16 protein-coding genes are annotated in these 17,578 nt (G+C 69.1%); 13 read left to right on the top strand and 3 right to left on the bottom strand.

Features of this window, described 5'->3' with window-relative positions; translation table 11 throughout:
- Position 1 precedes the first annotated feature (1 nt).
- Positions 2-700 (top strand): winged helix-turn-helix transcriptional regulator, encoded by a 699-nt coding sequence (locus tag AC1DP3_RS01275; protein ID WP_477290481.1) that lies wholly within the window; start codon positions 2-4, stop codon positions 698-700.
- A 30-nt stretch (positions 701-730) separates the two neighbouring features.
- Positions 731-1,390, top strand: a complete 660-nt coding sequence (locus AC1DP3_RS01270; protein WP_477290479.1) for a dihydrofolate reductase family protein — start codon at positions 731-733, stop codon at positions 1,388-1,390.
- A gap of 98 nt (positions 1,391-1,488) precedes the next feature.
- Here AC1DP3_RS01270 and AC1DP3_RS01265 read toward each other — a convergent pair whose 3' ends face one another.
- Positions 1,489-2,334 (bottom strand): exodeoxyribonuclease III, encoded by an 846-nt coding sequence (locus AC1DP3_RS01265; RefSeq protein WP_477290477.1) that lies wholly within the window; start codon positions 2,332-2,334, stop codon positions 1,489-1,491.
- A gap of 79 nt (positions 2,335-2,413) precedes the next feature.
- Here AC1DP3_RS01265 and AC1DP3_RS01260 point away from each other — a divergent pair, with 79 nt between their 5' ends.
- The 8 genes from AC1DP3_RS01260 (at position 2,414) to AC1DP3_RS01225 (ending at position 11,143) form a co-directional block, all read left to right on the top strand.
- On the top strand, positions 2,414-3,601 hold the full coding sequence (locus AC1DP3_RS01260) for an ROK family transcriptional regulator (protein ID WP_477290475.1): 1,188 nt from the start codon (positions 2,414-2,416) through the stop codon (positions 3,599-3,601).
- Complete coding sequence (locus tag AC1DP3_RS01255; protein ID WP_477290471.1) at positions 3,598-4,686, top strand: sugar ABC transporter substrate-binding protein; 1,089 nt, start codon at positions 3,598-3,600, stop codon at positions 4,684-4,686. Before AC1DP3_RS01260 ends, AC1DP3_RS01255 begins: the two co-directional genes overlap by 4 nt.
- A gap of 3 nt (positions 4,687-4,689) precedes the next feature.
- The gene (locus AC1DP3_RS01250; protein WP_477290469.1) at positions 4,690-5,556 is read left to right on the top strand and encodes an ATP-binding cassette domain-containing protein; all 867 of its coding nucleotides are present in this window, start codon (positions 4,690-4,692) and stop codon (positions 5,554-5,556) included.
- A gap of 59 nt (positions 5,557-5,615) precedes the next feature.
- Complete coding sequence (locus tag AC1DP3_RS01245; protein ID WP_477290730.1) at positions 5,616-6,812, top strand: sugar ABC transporter permease; 1,197 nt, start codon at positions 5,616-5,618, stop codon at positions 6,810-6,812.
- Between the two features lie 187 nt (positions 6,813-6,999).
- On the top strand, positions 7,000-8,085 hold the full coding sequence (locus AC1DP3_RS01240; protein WP_477290467.1) for a sugar ABC transporter substrate-binding protein: 1,086 nt from the start codon (positions 7,000-7,002) through the stop codon (positions 8,083-8,085).
- 73 nt (positions 8,086-8,158) lie between these two features.
- The gene (locus AC1DP3_RS01235) at positions 8,159-8,947 is read left to right on the top strand and encodes an ATP-binding cassette domain-containing protein (RefSeq protein WP_477290465.1); all 789 of its coding nucleotides are present in this window, start codon (positions 8,159-8,161) and stop codon (positions 8,945-8,947) included.
- Positions 8,944-10,218 (top strand): sugar ABC transporter permease, encoded by a 1,275-nt coding sequence (locus AC1DP3_RS01230; RefSeq protein ID WP_477290463.1) that lies wholly within the window; start codon positions 8,944-8,946, stop codon positions 10,216-10,218. The genes AC1DP3_RS01235 and AC1DP3_RS01230 overlap by 4 nt, the downstream gene beginning before the upstream one ends.
- A 136-nt stretch (positions 10,219-10,354) precedes the next feature.
- Positions 10,355-11,143 carry an IclR family transcriptional regulator gene (locus AC1DP3_RS01225; protein WP_477290461.1) on the top strand — a complete coding sequence of 263 codons (789 nt, stop codon included), beginning with the start codon at positions 10,355-10,357 and terminating at the stop codon, positions 11,141-11,143.
- Here AC1DP3_RS01225 and AC1DP3_RS01220 read toward each other — a convergent pair.
- Both AC1DP3_RS01220 and AC1DP3_RS01215 read right to left on the bottom strand, forming a co-directional pair.
- Positions 11,135-11,875 (bottom strand): IclR family transcriptional regulator domain-containing protein, encoded by a 741-nt coding sequence (locus tag AC1DP3_RS01220; RefSeq protein WP_477290459.1) that lies wholly within the window; start codon positions 11,873-11,875, stop codon positions 11,135-11,137. The two genes, AC1DP3_RS01225 and AC1DP3_RS01220, sit on opposite strands and share 9 nt — an antisense overlap.
- 32 nt (positions 11,876-11,907) lie before the next feature.
- The gene (locus tag AC1DP3_RS01215) at positions 11,908-13,401 is read right to left on the bottom strand and encodes an amino acid permease (protein ID WP_477290728.1); all 1,494 of its coding nucleotides are present in this window, start codon (positions 13,399-13,401) and stop codon (positions 11,908-11,910) included.
- Positions 13,402-13,728: 327 nt separating this feature from the next.
- Between AC1DP3_RS01215 and AC1DP3_RS01210 the strand changes: the two genes are divergently transcribed.
- The 3 genes from AC1DP3_RS01210 to AC1DP3_RS01200 are packed head-to-tail and all read left to right on the top strand — an operon-like array spanning position 13,729 to position 17,578.
- On the top strand, positions 13,729-14,784 hold the full coding sequence (locus AC1DP3_RS01210; protein WP_477290457.1) for a homoserine dehydrogenase: 1,056 nt from the start codon (positions 13,729-13,731) through the stop codon (positions 14,782-14,784).
- Positions 14,781-16,208 (top strand): aldehyde dehydrogenase family protein, encoded by a 1,428-nt coding sequence (locus AC1DP3_RS01205; RefSeq protein WP_477290455.1) that lies wholly within the window; start codon positions 14,781-14,783, stop codon positions 16,206-16,208. Before AC1DP3_RS01210 ends, AC1DP3_RS01205 begins: the two co-directional genes overlap by 4 nt.
- Entirely contained in the window at positions 16,205-17,578 is a 1,374-nt protein-coding gene (locus tag AC1DP3_RS01200; RefSeq protein WP_477290454.1) for an aspartate ammonia-lyase, read from the top strand. Before AC1DP3_RS01205 ends, AC1DP3_RS01200 begins: the two co-directional genes overlap by 4 nt.

Raw genomic sequence — 17,578 nt, 5'->3', positions numbered from 1 at the left:
CGTGGCATCCCGCAGCTACGGGCAGTACTGCGGGGTCACGACCGCCGTCGAGCTGATCGGCGAACGATGGGCCATCCTCATCATCCGCGATCTGCTCGTCGGCGCTCGCCGCTACACCGACCTCAAACAGGGGCTCCCCAGGATCCCGACGAACATCCTCTCGGTGCGGCTCAAGGAGCTGCAGGAGGGTGGCGTCGTCCGGCGCGTGCCCCTGAAGAACTGCGGGCTGGTGTACGAGCTCACCGAGTACGGGCGCGAGCTCGAGCCGATCGTGCTGGCCCTCGGGCGCTGGGGATTCCAGCAGATGGGGGAGCCGGCAATCGACGACGTAGTGACCGCAGACTCGCTCACGATGGCGTTGCGAACGGCCTTCCAGCCCGAGGTCGCGGCATCCCTCCCTTCTGCGGATTATGAGCTGCATGTGGGGGATGTCGTCCTCCGCGTCGAGGTCGACGGCGAGCTTCTGACGGTGACGCGACTCTCACCGCCCGGCACCCCCGTCGGCGCCCGGCGGCCGGCCGGCGAGCCGGACCTCGTCTTCGCGGCGGGGCCCCGCATCCGCCGCCTCATCTCGGGGGAGCTGACCCCGGGCGAGGCGATCGACCAGGAGGTGCTCGCCGTGGTGGCGGGCGATGCGACGCTGCTGCAGCGCTTCGCGGCGACGTTCCACATCGATGTGCGGCAACGGGTTGCCGCGTAGCTTCGTTCACAGACAGGAAAGGACTCGGACATGAGCACCGACACCGACGGGGCCGGGCGCGGCAGGATCTTCATCGACATCTTCACGACGCTGGACGGAGTGGCACAGGCTCCGGGAGGACCCGAGGAGGACACCTCGGGCGGCTTCCCGTTCGGCGGATGGCAGGCGCCTTTCCGCGACGAGCGGATCGGGGCCGAGATCATGGCCGGCATCTCGAGCCTCGACGCTCTCCTCCTCGGGCGGCGGACGTACGACATCTTCGCCGCGTACTGGCCGACCTACGGCGAGGGCGAGGACAACCCGATCGCCCAGAAGTTCAACGCCGTCCCGAAGTACGTCGCATCTCGGGGGACGCCGACGCTCGAGTGGGAGGGGGCGACCCTCCTCGGGCCTGACGTGCTCGCCGCGATCGACGCGCTGCGAGACACCCACCGTGAGATCCATGTCATCGGAAGCATCGACTTCGCGCACACCCTGATCGATGCTCAACTGTTCGACGAACTCGTGCTGTGGGTCTACCCGATCGTGCTGGGACAGGGCAAGAAGGTGTTCCCGGATGGTGTCGCTCCTGGTGCCCTGCGACTCTCGGCGCCGGCGGTGACCGGAGATTCGGGCGCTGTGTCGCTGCGGTACGCGCCCGCAGGCAAGCCCACGACGGGGGACATGACACTGCCGGGACGAGGGGTCTGAGCGGGCTGGAGGGGTTCGATACGCGCGCTTCGCGGGCTACTCAACCTTGATACGCAGACGCGTCAACGCGGGCTTCGCGCGCATTGATCCGGTTCGCGTCAGAAGATCATGGGGCGATCGTCGTCGTCATCGTCCGGGCCCGCGAAGTCGAGATCGACGACCACGGGGACGTGATCGCTCGGCGCCTCGCCCTTGCGCTCGTTGCGATGGATCGACGCCCCCGCGACGGCATCGGTGAGCGCCGGGGACCCGAGGATGAAGTCGATGCGCATGCCCTCGTTGCGAGGGAAGCGCAGGCGCTTGTAGTCCCAGTAGGTGAATCCGGACGGCGCGAACGGCCGGACCGCATCGCTCAGGCCCGCGGCCTCGAGGGCGGCGAAGGCGTCGCGCTCGGGCGGAGAGACGTGGGTCGAGAAGCCGACGACGACCGCGGGGTCGCCGTTGTCGGCATCCGTCGGCGCGATGTTGAAGTCCCCCACCAGAGCCAGGGGCAGATCAGGGTGGGCGTCGAGGGTCGTCCGCACGTAGGTGCGCAGCGCGTCGAGCCACTCGAGCTTGTAGTGGAAGTGCGGGTCGCCGAGCGCTCGCCCGTTCGGCACGTAGAGGCTCCACACGCGCACCCCGTCGATCGTCGCGCCCAGCGCTCGGGCCTCGAGCGGAGCGTCGGGTCCGGATGCGCCGGCGGCGAACCCCGGCATGCCGGGGAACTCGGTCTGGATGTCGGTGATCGGCGAGCGGCTCGCGATCGCGACGCCGTTCCACTGCGAGAAGCCGTGCGCCTCGACGTGATAGCCCGCGTCCTCGAAGGCGGCGAAGGGGAACTGCTCGGCCTTGCACTTGATCTCCTGCATCGCCAGCACGTCGACGCTCTCGCGCACCGCGAAATCGACGATCCGGTCGACGCGAGCGCGGATCGAGTTGACGTTCCAGGTGGCCAGGCGCATGGCGTCAAGCCTAGAGCGGACGTCCGACGCCGGCTTCCGCTCGGGAGACGGCCGAAAGGGGGTCGGGTACAGTGTGCCTGTGGTGCGCCGCACGTCTCCGCCCGGCTCGCAGAGCTCGCTCCGCGAGGCCAATCGCGCGCGCCTCATCGAGTCGCTGAAGCGCCACGGCCGGCTCACCCAGGTCGAGCTCGCCGGCAGCACGGGGCTGTCGCCCGCGACGGTGTCGAACATCGTCAAGGAGCTCACCGCGGCGGGACTGCTGCACACCTCGTTCACCTCGCGCAGCGGGCGCAGGGCGACGCTCGTGTCGCTCGCCCGCCAGCTCGGGCTCGTGGCGGGTGTGCACTACAGCTCGCGCCAGCTGCACATCGCGATCGCCGACGTCACCCGCACCGTCGTGAGCCAGACATCGCTGCCGCTCCCACTCGACCACCGCTATGACGCGCAGCTCGATCGCCTCGCGATCCTCCTCGGCGAGCTCATGGAGTCGCTCGGCGGGAGCGTCGCCGACCTGCTCGCCGTCGGACTCGCACTGCCCGCGCCGATCGATCCGCGCACGGGGATGGTCTCGACACCCGGGCTGCTCCGCGGCTGGGAGGGCGTCGACGTCGCAGCGAGCCTCATCGAGCGCATCGGACGGCCCGTCTACGTCGACAGCGAAGCGAACCTCGGAGGTCTCGCCGAGGCACGCGAGGGAAGCGGCCGCACCGCCTCCTCGTCGGTGTTCCTGCGCATTGGCCACACGATCAGTGCGGGGCTCATCGTGGGCGGCGACCTCTTCCGGGGCGTCAACGGCAAGGCCGGCCAGATCGGCCACGTGACGATCGACGAGAACGGCCCCATCTGCCGCTGCAGCAACCGGGGCTGCCTCGAGATGTACGCCGGCGGACCCGCGCTGCTGTCGCTCTTCCCTCCGGAGGCGGGCATGCAGCGCATCAGCGACCTCCTGCAGTCGGCCGAGGACGGGGACGGCAGCTCCCGCCGCGTGATCGCGGATGCCGGGCGGCACATCGGGATCGCGGCCGCGAGCCTCTCCAACCTGTTCGATCCCGAGCTCATCGTGGTGGGGGGCGAGCTCGCACAGGCCGGCGAGATCCTGATGGCGCCCATGCGGCACTCGCTGGAGCGCTCGGCGCTCCCTTCGGCGGACGGGCTCCCCGAGATCGTCGGCGCCTCGTTCGGCGAGTGGGCCGAGACGCGCGGAGCCATCGCGGTGGCGCTCGATCACGTCACGGTCGACGCCGACGTGATCGCCGTCTCGGCATGATCCTCCGCTCAGCCCCGCCCATTGCGCGGCGGGGGATGCCGCTCCGGGCGGCACTCGTGGCCGGAGTCGTGCTCGCGGCCTTCGCGCTGCCGGGCTGCACCTCCGGTGAGGCGCCGGGTGCCGAGGGAACCATCGCCCTGCTCCTCCCCGACGTGAAGACGGCTCGCTACGAGACGTTCGACCGGCCGTACTTCGAGGAGCGCGTGGCAGAACTGGGCGACTTCAAGGTGCTCTATTCGAACGCGGACCAGGATGCCGCCAAGCAGCAGCAGCAGGCGGAGTCGGCACTGGCCGCCGGTGCTCAGGTGCTGGTCCTGGACGCCGTCGACACCAAGGCCGCCGCCAGCATCGTCGCCGAGGCGAACACGCAGAGCGTGCCGGTCATCTCGTACGACCGCCTCATCGCCGGCGGCGACCTCGCCTACTTCGTGTCGTTCGACAACGAGCAGGTGGGCGAGCTGCAGGCCACGGCCCTCGTCGAAGGGCTGGAGGCTGCGGGCGACGCGGGCGGCGGCATCCTGATGGTCAACGGCTCGCCCACCGACAGCAACGCCGCCCTGTTCCGCGACGGTGCCGATGCGATCCTCCGCGGGAGCGATCTGCGGATCCTGGCCGAGTACGACACCCCGGACTGGAGCCCCGACAAGGCTCAGGAGTGGGTGGCCGGCCAGATCGCCCAATACGGCGACCAGATCGCCGGGGTGTACGCCGCGAACGACGGCACCGCCAGCGGTGCCATCTCGGCCCTGCGTGCGGGCGCGGTCGATCCGCTGCCGATCGTGACGGGGCAGGATGCCGAGCTCTCCGCCCTGCAGCGCATCATCACGGGCGACCAGTACATGACCGTCTACAAGGCGATCGAGCCCCAGGCGCAGCGCGCGGCCGAGGTCGCGGTGGCGCTGCTCCGGGGCGAGGAGATCACCGCCCCCATGCGGATCGACGGCACGCCGACGACACTGCTCACGCCCGTCGCCGTGACGGTCGACAACATCCTCGACACCGTGGTCGCCGACGGATTCTGGACCGTGGATGACATCTGCACCGTCGACTACCGCGCCGCGTGCGAATCCGCTGGCATCCTTTAGGCGATGTCGATTCCTGCCAGCTCCCCTCCCCGCCGCAGCCGCGTGCTCACCATGCGCGGCATCGGCAAGCACTTCGGTGCTGTCAAAGCGCTCACCGATGTCGACTTCTGGGTGAACGAAGGCGAGGTCGTCGCTCTCGTCGGCGACAACGGGGCAGGCAAGTCCACGCTCGTGAAGATCCTCGCGGGCGTGCATCCGCCGGATGCCGGATCGATCGAGTTCGACGGGGAGGAGGTCGAGATCGCGAGTCCCGCCGACTCTCAGGACCTCGGGATCGAGACGATCTTCCAAGACCTCGCGCTCTGCGACAACCTGGACGTCGTCGCCAATCTCTGGCTCGGCCGCGAGCTCGTGACGAGCGGCGGTCTCGACGAGGTCGAGATGGAGCAGCGCACGTGGACCCTCCTTCGGGAGCTGTCCGCGAAGATCCCCTCGGTGCGGATCCCCGTCGCCGGGCTCTCGGGCGGGCAGCGCCAGACCGTCGCGATCGCGCGCTCGCTGATCGGCGATCCGCGCGTCGTCATCCTCGACGAGCCGACCGCGGCGTTGGGCGTCGCCCAGACGGCCGAGGTCCTCAACCTCATCGAGCGGCTGCGCGAGCGCGGACACGGCGTCATCCTCATCAGCCACAACATGGCGGACGTCCTGGCCGTCGCCGACCGGGTGGTCGTGCTGCGGCTCGGCCGCAACAACGGCGTGTTCAACGCCGTCGAGGTCACCAGCGAGACCCTCGTCGCCGCGATCACGGGCGCGAGCGGCGGCGCCCGCCGGGCCGCTGCGGCACCGCCACCGCATCCCGAGGCCAAGATCACGCGTCTGCCCGCCGCCAGGCCACGGCGCGTCGACCCCCCGTCAGCGGGTGGGCGATGAGCGGCATCCGCGACGACCGACTGCCGGTCATCCGAGAGGGCGACGACGAGGGCGACGGGATGCTGGGCCCCGGCGCGCTCCGGCGGGCCGGCGCCGCGCTGGCGGAGCGGGTGAAGGGCGGCGATCTCGGGTCGCTTCCGGTCATCGTGGGGCTCGTCGTGATCTGGAGCGTGTTCCAGATCCTCAATCCCGTCTTCCTCTCCAGCCAGAACCTCGTCAACCTTTCGATGCAGTGCGCCGCGACGGGCACGATCGCGCTCGGCATCGTGATGGTGCTGCTCGTGGGCGAGATCGATCTGTCGGTCGGGTCGGTGTCGGGTCTCGCCGCCGCGATCCTCGGCGTCGGGCTCGTGGAGCTGCAGTGGAACCTGATCCTCGCGCTCGGAGCCGCCGTGATCGCGGGCATGCTCGCGGGGTTGCTGTACGGCTGGCTGTTCACGAGGTTCGGCCTGCCGAGCTTCGTGATCACGCTCGCGGGGCTGCTCGGGTTCCTCGGCGTCCAGCTGTGGGTGCTCGGATCGAGCGGCTCCATCAACATCCCGACCGACTCCTGGATCGTGGAGTTCGCGCAGCACATGTTCCTGCCGGCGTGGGCGTCGTACCTCGTCGCGGCGCTCGCGGTCGCCGCGTACGCCTTCTCGCTCGTCTCACGCGCTCGCAGGCGAAGCGCCGCGAACCTCGTCAGCCAGAGCTACACCGAGATCGGCATCCGGAGCGCGGCCCTTCTCGTCTTCCTGCTCATCGCGGCGTGGTACCTCAACCTGTGGCGCGGTGTCGGGCTGATGTTCGTGTTCTTCCTCGTGCTCGTCGTCGCGATGCACCTCGTGCTCACCCGCACGCGCTGGGGCCGCGCCGTCTACGCCGTCGGCGGCTCGGTCGAGGCGGCTCGCCGCGCCGGCATCCGGGTGGACCGTATCTACCTCTCGGTGTTCGCGCTCTGCTCGAGTCTCGCGGCCGTCGGCGGTATTCTCGCGGCCGCGCGGCTCGCCGCTGCGAACCAGAGCTCGGGCGGCGGTGACATCAACCTCAATGCGATCGCCGCCGCCGTCATCGGCGGCGCGAGCCTCTTCGGAGGCCGCGGCACGGCGTTCTCGGCCCTCCTTGGCATCGTGGTGATCCAGTCGATCTCCTCGGGGCTCACCCTGCTGAATCTCGACTCGTCGGTGAAGTTCATCGTGACCGGAGTCGTGCTTGTGCTCGCCGTGATCGTCGACTCGATCTCTCGTCGCACGCGAGCGGCAACGGGCCGAGCCTGAGAGGTCCCGACCGGAAAGCCCTCTCCCTTCGTGGGAGCGGTGTATTCAACGACCGAACACATCGGATGCCGTTGCCAAAGCGTTACGTTCAAGACTTGACGACATGAATCAGCAGTGGCCATGATCACTGAAGACGCGTGATGCCCCTGGGGGCGCGTCCCGCAAATTCAACGATGAAAGGCGAATGATGAGGAAATCATCGATTCTCACCGCGGTTGCACTGACCGGTGCTGCTGTGGTCCTCCTGGCCGGCTGTTCCGGCTCCAGCGGTGACGACAGCTCGAGTGCGAGCGGTGACGGCGACGCCGCGAGCGCCGGCCGGGCGTGCGTGATCCTTCCTGACGCGGCTTCGTCGCCCCGCTGGGAGAACTTCGACCGCAAGTACCTGCAGGAGGGTCTGGAGGCTGCCGGCTTCGAGGCCGACATCCAGAACGCGCAGGGCGATGTCAACAAGTACGCGACGCTGGCCGACCAGCAGCTCACCAAGGGCTGCGGCGTCATGCTGCTCGTCGACTACCAGGGTGCTGCCGAGGGCGTGGCCACCAAGGCGAAGTCGCAGGGCATCCCCGTGATCGCATACGACCGTCCGTTCACCGGCGCCGACTACTACGTGTCGTTCGACAACACCGAGGTCGGCCGCCTCGAGGGCCAGACGGTTCTCGACGGCCTGAAGACCGCCGGCAAGGACCCGGCAACGTCCACGGTGGTCTACATCGGCGGAGACCCGACCGACGGCAACGCCGCGATGTTCCACGACGGCGCCGACGAGGTGCTCTCGGCCGCAGGCATCAAGCCCGCTGCCGAGCCTGCCGGTGCATGGGACCAGGCGAAGTCGCAGACCAACTTCGAGCAGGCGCTCACGGCGCTGGGCGGCAAGGTCGACGGCGTGTGGGTCGCGAACGACACCAACGCGGCCGGCGTCATCAAGGTCCTGCAGGACAACAACCTGACCGGCGTCGCCGTCTCGGGTCAGGACGCCAACGTCGCGGGTCTGCAGAACATCCTCCTCGGATGGCAGACCGCCACGGTCTACAAGCCGGTCAAGGACGAGGCCACCGCCGCTGTCGCGACCGCGATCGCCCTGCTCAAGGGCGACACCGTCAAGGCCCAGGCCAAGCTCGAGGACGGCACCCCGTACGTCCAGGTGACCCCGCAGCTCGTCGGCCCGAACGAGGTCAAGGAGGTCGTCGCCGCCGGTGACGCCGCCTACGACGACGTCTGCACCCCGGATGTCGAGGCCAAGTGCGCCGAGTTCGGAGTCGTTGCGCAGTAGGTTACGCATCAAGGGGCGCCACGACCGCGCGTCGTGGCGCCCCTTTCACGCATGATTCGGCAAGGAAGCGAGCATGTCAGAACCCATCATCGAACTGCGGGGCGTGAAGAAGTCCTTCGGCCCCGTGAACGTCCTCAAGGGCGTAGACCTGAAGGTCTACCCCGGAAAAGTCACCGCGCTTGTGGGTGACAACGGCGCGGGCAAGTCCACGCTCATCAAGGGGCTCGCCGGCGTTCAGCCCTACGACGAGGGAGAGACCCTCTTCGAAGGCAAGCCCGTCGCGCTGCACACCCCGAGAGAGGCAGGCGCCCTCGGCATCGAGGTCGTCTACCAGGACCTCGCGCTGTGCGACAACCTCGACATCGTCCAGAACATGTTCCTCGGGCGTGAAGAGCTCGTCGCCGGCACGTTCGACGAAGGCCGCATGGAGAAGGACGCGTCGGACACCCTCCGCTCGCTCTCGGTCCGCACGGTCAAGTCCGTCCGCCAGAAGGTCTCGAGCCTTTCCGGGGGCCAGCGTCAGACCGTCGCGATCGCGCGCGCCGTGCTCAAGAAGGCCCGTGTCGTGATTCTCGACGAGCCGACAGCAGCTCTCGGCGTGGCACAGACCGAGCAGGTGCTGCACCTCGTGGAGCGCCTCGCCGCTCAGGGTGTCGCTGTCGTGCTCATCAGCCACAACCTCGCCGATGTCTTCGCCGTCGCCGATGACATCGCCGTCCTGTACCTCGGGCAGATGGTGGCTCAGATCAACACGAAGGACACGAACCGCGACGACGTGGTCGGCTACATCACCGGCACCAAGACGATGGGTGTGGAGCTCATCGGAACGACCAACATCGAGACCGCCGGAGGCGCAGCATGACCGCCACCACCACGACCAGCGCCGGGCCCGACCCCGTCGCCGGCGACCTCATCGGAAGCGGCGTCGAGGGGGGCCTGGGCGACCAGATCGCCGCCTGGTGGCAGCGGGTTCGCTCGGGCGACATGGGCGCACTCCCTGCCGTCGGCGGCCTCGTCGTCCTGACGATCCTCTTCGCATCGTTGAGCCCGTTCTTCCTGACCGAGCGCAACTTCGCCAACCTGCTCAACCAGGCGGCGACGCTCGTGATGCTCGGCATCGCGCTCGTCTTCGTGCTGCTGCTGGGCGAGATCGACCTGTCGGCCGGCGTCACGGGCGGTGTCGCGATGGCACTGTTCGTGGTGCTCAACGGAAGCTTCGGCATCCCGTGGCCGATCGCCCTCCTGCTCGGCTTCGGGTTCGGCATCCTGACGGGTGCCGTGATCGGCTTCTTCGTGGCCCGGGTCGGCATCCCGTCGTTCGTCGTGACGCTGGGTCTGTTCCTGGGGTACCAGGGCCTGGCGCTCGTCATCATCGGACCCGGCGGACTCTTCCGCGTGGAGGTGCCCGAGCTCATCGCCCTCCAGAACGGCAATCTGCCGCCCTGGGCCGGCTGGCTGCTGCTCGCGGTGATCCTCGGCATCTCGGCCGCCACGTCCTTCTGGGACCGTCGCCGCCGCACCCGCGCAGGGGTCCCGAACCGTACGATCTCGCTCGTGTGGGCCAAGCTCGCGATCATCCTCGTGCTCGGCGGCATCGCGGTGTACATCCTCAACCAGAACCGGGGTCAGTCATCCCTGGTCGCCGTCGAAGGCGTGCCGATCATCGTGCCCGTGGTGCTCGTCATCCTCTGGATCGGCACGTTCGTGCTCGATCGCACGAAGTTCGGCCGCTACATCTACGCGATCGGCGGCAACGCCGAGGCGGCGCGTCGCTCCGGCGTCAAGGTGCGATGGATCAAATGGTGGGCGTTCGTCATCTGCTCGAGCCTCGCCGTGCTGTCGGCGCTCCTCAGCGTTGCCCGTGTCGGCTCGGTGGACGCGACCGTCGGTCGCGACATCGTCCTGAGCGGTGTCGCCGCAGCGGTCGTCGGTGGGGTGAGCCTCTTCGGCGGTCGCGGCCGGCTCATGCACGCGGCGATCGGTGCTCTGGTGATCGCGGTGATCACCAACGGTCTCGGTCTGCTCAACCTGCCGGCCGGCATCAACCTGATGGTGACCGGCGCCGTCCTCATCCTCGCCGCGACCGTGGACGCCCTCTCGCGGCTCCGGGGCGGGTCGCCGACGAGAGTCTGACGCGGGGCCGGGCGGAAAGCTCGGACCGCATCGCGGGGCCTGTGTCGAGGAGGATCTCGACGCAGGCCCTGCGTGCGCGTGCCGCTGTTCCTCGGGACCGAATGGATCGCGCGGCGGGGCGGCTAGGCTCATCACCATGCCGCAGCCTTCGGTGTCGCGACCGCCTCACCTGAGCAGCATGGGCCGCGGTTTCGAGGTCATCTCCGCACTCGCCGACCTCAGCCGTACCGCACCCGGCGTGAGCGTCACCGCCGTAGCCGAGCATCTGGGGCGAGACCGATCGCAGGTCTCACGGACACTCGCCGCGCTCGACCGGCGCGGCTATGTCGCGCGATCGGCGGACCGCGGCTACCGCCTGGCCTGGCGCTGGTATGCCGATGCGCAGGAGATCACCGAGCTGCGTCTGCGCACGCAGGGGCTGACGATCCTCGACGAGCTCGCCGCCCACGTGGGGGAGAGCTGCTTCATCGGGGTGCTGCACGGCGCGGACACCGTGACGATCGTCGAGAGCGTTCCGCCCGCATCGCGCATGATCGGCTCATGGATCGGCCGGGCCTACCCGGCCTACTGCAGCGATGCCGGTCAGGCGGTGCTCTGGGACGCCGACGACGACGAAGTGCGCGACGTCTTCGCCGTCACCCGGTTCGACAGCCCGGGTCCGCGTGCGCCGCGGTCGGTCGACGACTTCCTCGATCGGCTGAGAGCGGCTCGCCGGCGCGGGTATGCGATCGTCGATGAAGAGGCCGAGGCCGGACTGTATTCGGTCTCGGCTCCGGTGCTCGACTTCCGGGCGGAAGTGATCGGCGCGGTGCAGATCGTCGGTGAGCGGGCGATGCTCGTGGGGCGCACGGCCGTCCTCGGCGCGGAGTGCCGAGCCGCGGCCGACCGGCTGTCAGCGCATCTCGGACGCCTCGGCTCAGACTGAGCCGAGGCGGTGGACGCAGCCCTCGAGGGCTGTGCGCACAGCAGCGGCTGTCGCGGCGGCCACGGGGGGCCCCTCGACGGAAGCCGAGGCGAGGATCGCTTCGCCTGACCGGATCGGGAGTGCGAACTCGGTGATGCCGGCCACGTACTCGTTGACAGCTCGTGTGACGCCCTGGGCCCGGTCGCGTTCCAGCAGCTCCCACAGTTCGGGGACGCTTCGTGCCGCGGCAGGACCGCCGACGCCGACGAACTGCACTCCCTCCAGCAGTGACTGGAGCTCTGCGAGGTCGTGGTCGACGAGCAGTGCGCGGCCGGCGCCGGTGGACCAGACCGGCGTCCTCATGCCCGCGCGGAGCGATGCATCCGGTGCGCCGATGCCCGACTCGAAGCGGAGGAGAAGGGCCCGGGGCCCGTCCGGAACGGTGATGCGCGCCGTCATCCGGAACTTCGACGCGAGCAGCCGCAGCTCCCGGCGGGCTGCCCGCAGCCACGGCTGGTCGAGCGTGCCGGCGGTGCGGAAGAACGCCGGGCCCGTGCTGAAGACGGACTCCGCGGTGCGATCGAGGTAGTCCAGCGAGCGCAGCTCCTGCGTGAGCCGCGAGACGCGACTGCGCTCCATGTCGGTCAGCTGGGCGAGCCGTGAGGCGTTGTAGCCCAGCCGGCCCGAGCGCTCACGATCGACCACGGCGCTCATGAGCGTCAGCCCCTGCTCCAAGGACGACGGTCGATCCATCCGCTCCTCCGCCATTCGATGGTCGCCTCAGCCTATCCGTGGGCCCGATCCTCGATCGGCGTCGGAGCCTCGACGCCGGGATCCTCCGCGGGGTCGACCGGCGCTTCGCTCGCGAGCACCGAGACCTCGGGAGCGCCGCGGCGCCCGTATCGCAGCCAGAAGTACAGGTAGCACACACCCACGAAGGGGATGCCGAAGTAGAGCGCGGCGACCTGGTTGGGGTCGAAGGCGATCGCCACGACCGACAGGGACAGCAGCGCGAACGCGAGGATCGGCACGAACGGATACATCGGCGTGCGGTACGCCAGCGAAGCGACATCGCCGCCTTCGCGGACGAACCGGCGCCGGTGGAAGAAGAGCGAGGCGACGATGGACATCCACACCGCGACGACCGCGAAGCCTGCGATCGAGACGAGCAGGAGGTAGACCGTCTCAGCGGCGATCACACTCGACAGAAGCGAGGCCAGACCGAACACCATGCTGACGCTCAGCGCGATGAGCGGGATGCCGCGCCGGGTGAGCCGGGCCAGCGCCTTCGGCGCGTGCCCCTCCTCGGCGAGGGAGAACAGCATCCGTGCGCACGAGAACAGGCCGCTGTTCCCCGCCGACAGCAGAGCGGTGATGATGACGAAATTCATGATGTCGGCGGCGTAGGGCACGCCGACGTACTCGAACACGTCGACGAAGGGGCTCGAGGTCAGTCCCGCCTCGTCGTAGGGGAGGAGCGCGGCGATGACGGTGATCGACCCGACGAACAGGACCAGCAGGCGCAGCACGGTCGAGCGAAGCGCGCGGGGGATGTTCTTGGCCGGATCCTTCGTCTCGCCCGCGGCCACACCGATCAGCTCAGAGCCGCTGAACGCGTAGAAGACCGCCAGCGAGGTCATCAGCACGCCCATGACGCCCCCGGGGAAGAGTCCCTCCGGCGTGACGAAGTTGCTGAACCCGACGGCCGGCGGGTGCTCCGACGACAGCGGGGTGATCCCGAAGATGGCCAGCCCGCCGAGCACGATGAGCGCGACGATCGCCACGACCTTGACGAGCGAGAACCAGAACTCCGTCTCGCCGAACACGCGCGCCGATACGGCATTGAGGAGGAAGAGCACGCCCGCGAACACGAGACACCAGATCCAGACGGGAACGCCTGGGAACCAGCGCTGCATCAGGATGCCGGATGCCGTGAACTCCGAGCCGAGCGCGACGACCCAGCACAGCCAGTACAGCCATGCCGTCGTGAACCCGGTGGCGGGGTTGATCGACCGTGCCGCGTAGACATGGAAGGCTCCCGAAACGGGGTAGGCCAGGGCGAGCTCGCCGAGGCACGCCATCACGAGCCAGACCACGAAGGCTCCGATGAGGTAGGCGATGATCGCGCCGAGCGGACCCGCGACGCTGATCGTGTAGCCGGAGCTCAGGAACAGGCCCGACCCGATCACGCCGCCGAGCGCGATCATCACGAGGTGCCGGGCATCCATGGTGCGCTGCAGCCGGCGCAGCGGCACCTGTGTGGCCGTCGTATGCGGCATGGCGTTGGGCAGCTCGGTGCTGCGTGTTGAGGGAGTCATCAGTGTGTCTCTCGCCTTCGGGTCAGATGAGGAGTGCGACGGTGCACGTGTGAGATAAACACGCCCGTGTGTCTATTTAGCACGCAGATTGCTTCACGGACGTTACCGCGCGGTTGATCCCGATACAAGCCTGCAGGACCCTTCGGAGGCCCGCCGACGAGATCGCGCCACAATGTCGGCGCGACTGACCGAATGTCAGTGTCCGCGACCGCATCGCCAGGCGCGCACCGACGCTCTTCTCCCGAATGCTGAAGGGAACCCCGCTGACCTACCCCGAGGAGTCCCCCCGTGAATCGACACGACATCGCCCTGATCGGCTTCGGCGGCGTCGCCCGCGCGCTCGCCGAGACCATCCGCGACCGCGGCGCCGAGCTTGCCGCCGAACTCGGATTCGAGCTGCGGGTCGTGGCCATCACAGACCTGCGGCTCGGCTCGCTGATGGTCGCCGAGGGGATCGACCTCGACGCCGTGCTGCGCATGCCCGCGGGCGAGACCTTCATCGGCTGGCACGGCGGCACCGCGGCCGCCCAGAACGACTATGTGATCCGCAACACCACGGCCGACATCGTCGTCGAGGCGACCTTCACCAATCCTGTCGACGGAGAGCCGGCACTCTCGCACGTGCGCGCCGCCCTCGAATCCGGCAAGTCGGTCACGACGACGAACAAGGGCCCGGTGGCGATTGCGGCGGCCGAGCTGAACCGCATCGCCGAGCGCCACGGGGTGCGGTTCGAGTATGAGGGGGCCGTCGTCAGCGGCACGCCGGTGCTGCGCTTCGCGCACAGCACGCTTGCGGGCCTCAGGATCAACGCCGTCGAGGGCATCCTCAACGGGACGAGCAACTACGTCCTGGGCCGGATGGAGCTCGGCATGAACCTCGCCGACGCGGTCGCGGAAGCGCAGGCCCTCGGGTACGCCGAAGCCGACCCGACGGCAGACATCGAGGGGTCGGACGTGCAGCTGAAGGTCGTCATCCTGGCCAATGAGCTGCTCGGCGCCGACCTCACCACAGCGGACGTGCAGCGACGGGGGATCTCGGAGGTGAGCGCTGCCGACATCATCGAGGCCGCGGCCCAAGGCAAGCGGTTCAAGCTCGTGGGGTCTGCATACCGCAATGCCACCGGCGGGGTCACAGCCACCGTGGAGCCGGTCGCTCTCCCTCTGGAGCACCCGCTGGCCGGGATCGGCGGTCCGACGAATGCCGTCTCGTTCGACACCGACATGCTGGGGACCGTCACCGTGAGCGGACCCGGAGCGGGACGCATCGAGACCGCATACGCGCTCCTTTCCGACATCATCGCGATCGATGGCGCCGTGCGTGTGCCGACGGCGGTGGCCTCGTGAGCGCCGCCGGCGCGACGACGGCCCCGGCGACGGCCTCGGCGAGCCGCGGGGTCGTCGACCTGGTCGTGCGCAACCCCTTCGATGGCGCGGAGCTCGCACGACTGCCGCAGCACTCGACGGCGGATGTCGACAGCATCCTGGACCGCGCTCGCATCGGTGCTCAGATCGCACGCGGAATGTCGCGCTTCAGCCGTCACGAGATCCTGGCGCGCACCGCTGCGCTCCTGCACGAGCGCGCCGAAGAGGCGGCGACGCTGATCGTCCGGGAAGCGGGGAAGACGATCCGTCAGGCGCGGAAGGAGGTCGCACGTGCGAAGACCACCCTCTCGCTCTCGGCGGAGACGGCTCGCTCGCATGCGGGCGAGGTCATTCCGTTCGACGCGTACGAGGGCTCCGAGAACCGCCGGGGGTGGTTCACGCGCGAGCCTCTCGGCGTCATCGTCGCGATCACCCCCTACAACGACGCCCTCAATCTGGTCGCGCACAAGCTGGGCCCGGCGATCGCCGGTGGCAACTCCGTGGTTCTCAAACCCTCCCAGGAGACGCCGCTCACGGCGCGGTTCCTGGTCGACCTGCTCATCGATGCGGGACTGCCCGACGAGATCGTGACGGTCGTGCACGGCGGTCGAGACGTCGCCCAGGCGCTGGTGGCCGCGCGGGATGTCCGTCTCGTGTCGTTCACGGGCGGCTTCGCGACGGGTGAGGCCATCGCCCGTGCCGCGGGACTCAAGCGGCTCGCCATGGAGCTGGGCGGCAACGCCCCGGTGATCGTGTTCGATGACGCGGACATCGATGCGGCTGTGCAGTCCTGCGTATCCGGCGCCTTCTGGGCCGCCGGTCAGAACTGCGTCGGAGCCCAGCGGGTCCTCGTGCACGAGCGGATCTACGACGCCTTCCGCGACGGTTTCGTCGCGGCGGCTGCTGCCCTCCATGCGGGCGATCCGACGCAGCCGGCCACGGACGTCGGGCCGATGATCTCCGAAGAGTCCGCCCGCCGTGCCGAGCGGCTGGTCGAGGACGCCGTGTCGGCCGGCGGCCGCGTCCTGTGCGGACATCGCCGCGACGGCTCCGTCTATTGGCCCACCGTCGTGGAAGCCGTGCCCGAGTCTTCCGGCCTGTGGGCGGACGAGGCGTTCGCCCCGGTCGTGGCCCTCACCCCTTTCGCCACCGAGGACGAGGCGGTGTCACGTGCGAACGACGTCGAGTACGCCCTGCACGCCGCGACGTTCACCTCCGACATCACGCGGGCCCTTCGCATCGCCGAGCGCCTCGATGGCGGCGGTGTGATGATCAACGACTCCTCCGACTACCGCATCGACTGCATGCCGTTCGGGGGCGCGAAGTACGGGAGCATGGGGCGTGAAGGCGTGCGGTTCGCCTACGAGGAGATGACCCAGCCCAAAGTCGTCTGCATCAACGCATGAACGCTCATCGGAGCGAGCGGGACTCGCTGGGCGAAAGGGATGTGCCGGCAGAGGCGTACTGGGGCATCCATACGCTGCGGGCTCGCGAGAACTTCCCGATCAGCGGGATCCCGCTGTCGACACATCCCTCGCTGGTCGAAGCGCTCGCCACGGTGAAGCAGGCGGCGGCATGCGCGAACGCGCAACTGGGACTCCTGCCCGCCGATCGTGCCGAGGCGATCGTCGCGGCCTGCGAGCGGGTGCGGCGGGGCGAGCTGCACGACCAGTTCTGCGTCGATGTCGTGCAGGGGGGAGCCGGCACGAGCTCGAACATGAACGCGAACGAGGTGATCGCGAACGCCGCGCTCGAGCATCTCGGCCATCCCCCCGGTCGCTACGACATCGTCCACCCCATCGACGACGTCAACCGGAGCCAGTCGACCAACGACGTCTACCCGACCGCGATCCGGCTGGCCGTGGTCGCGGGGACGAGACGACTCGCCGAAGAGATGGCGTTCCTCGCCGACGCGTTCGCCGAACGGGCCCACGCGCATCGCGGCATCCCGAAGATCGGCCGCACGCAGCTGCAGGATGCCGTTCCGATGATGCTCGGCGACGAGCTCATGGCCTTTGCCGTGACGATCCGCGAGGATGTCGCGCGGCTCGAGGAGACCGTGCCCCTGCTGCTGGAGTGCAGCCTCGGGGGCACCGCGATCGGCACGGGGGTCACGGCACCGGATGGCTATCGAGAGGCCGTCCTGGTGCACCTCGCCGCGGTGTCTGGGCTGGGGATCCTTCCTGCCGGACACCTCTTCGAAGCGTCATGGGACACCGGCGCCCTGCTCCAGTCATCGGGCGTGGTTCGGCGGGCAGCGGTCAAGCTGTCGAAGATCTGCAACGACCTGCGCCTGCTGTCCAGCGGTCCACAGGCCGGCTTCGGCGAGCTCCGGCTGCCGGCGCGCCAGGCGGGCTCGTCGATCATGCCCGGCAAGGTGAACCCCGTGATCCCCGAGGTGGTGAACCAGATCGCCTTCGCGGTGATGGGCTCGGACGTGACGATCGCCGTCGCCTCGGAGGGCGGCCAGCTGCAGCTCAACGCCTTCGAGCCGATCATCGCGCACTCGCTCCTGCAGTCGCTCGGCTGGCTGGCGAACGGGGCGCGGGTGCTCCGCGAGCTGTGCGTGGTGGGAATCGTCGCCGATGAGCGTGTTCTCGCCGACCGCGTCGCGATCTCGGTCGGATCCGTCACCGCCCTGCTTCCGACGATCGGCTACGAGGCAGCGGCACGTGCCGCCTCCCATTCCCTGCACACCGGGATGCCGATCGCGGATGCTGTCGCGGCGGTGTCGCCGCTCACGCGCGATGAGGCGGCGAGGCTGCTGGCGGTGTGA

This window comes from Microbacterium sp. P5_B6 (assembly GCF_056400345.1).
The sequence above is the reverse complement of the archived record's forward strand: the minus strand, read 5'-3'. Positions and strand labels throughout refer to the sequence as shown.

What these genes read in the sequence shown, in the direction of transcription:
- AC1DP3_RS01200 (WP_477290454.1), top strand. Translation starts at nt 16,205, where the DNA reads ATGAACGCTCATCGGAGCGAGCGGGACTCGCTGGGCGAAAGGGATGTG.
- AC1DP3_RS01215 (WP_477290728.1), bottom strand. Translation starts at nt 13,401, where the DNA reads ATGCCGCATACGACGGCCACACAGGTGCCGCTGCGCCGGCTGCAGCGC.
- AC1DP3_RS01235 (WP_477290465.1), top strand. Translation starts at nt 8,159, where the DNA reads ATGTCAGAACCCATCATCGAACTGCGGGGCGTGAAGAAGTCCTTCGGC.
- AC1DP3_RS01230 (WP_477290463.1), top strand. Translation starts at nt 8,944, where the DNA reads ATGACCGCCACCACCACGACCAGCGCCGGGCCCGACCCCGTCGCCGGC.
- AC1DP3_RS01220 (WP_477290459.1), bottom strand. Translation starts at nt 11,875, where the DNA reads ATGGATCGACCGTCGTCCTTGGAGCAGGGGCTGACGCTCATGAGCGCC.
- AC1DP3_RS01245 (WP_477290730.1), top strand. Translation starts at nt 5,616, where the DNA reads ATGCTGGGCCCCGGCGCGCTCCGGCGGGCCGGCGCCGCGCTGGCGGAG.
- AC1DP3_RS01270 (WP_477290479.1), top strand. Translation starts at nt 731, where the DNA reads ATGAGCACCGACACCGACGGGGCCGGGCGCGGCAGGATCTTCATCGAC.
- AC1DP3_RS01240 (WP_477290467.1), top strand. Translation starts at nt 7,000, where the DNA reads ATGAGGAAATCATCGATTCTCACCGCGGTTGCACTGACCGGTGCTGCT.
- AC1DP3_RS01225 (WP_477290461.1), top strand. Translation starts at nt 10,355, where the DNA reads ATGCCGCAGCCTTCGGTGTCGCGACCGCCTCACCTGAGCAGCATGGGC.
- AC1DP3_RS01250 (WP_477290469.1), top strand. Translation starts at nt 4,690, where the DNA reads ATGTCGATTCCTGCCAGCTCCCCTCCCCGCCGCAGCCGCGTGCTCACC.
- AC1DP3_RS01265 (WP_477290477.1), bottom strand. Translation starts at nt 2,334, where the DNA reads ATGCGCCTGGCCACCTGGAACGTCAACTCGATCCGCGCTCGCGTCGAC.
- AC1DP3_RS01255 (WP_477290471.1), top strand. Translation starts at nt 3,598, where the DNA reads ATGATCCTCCGCTCAGCCCCGCCCATTGCGCGGCGGGGGATGCCGCTC.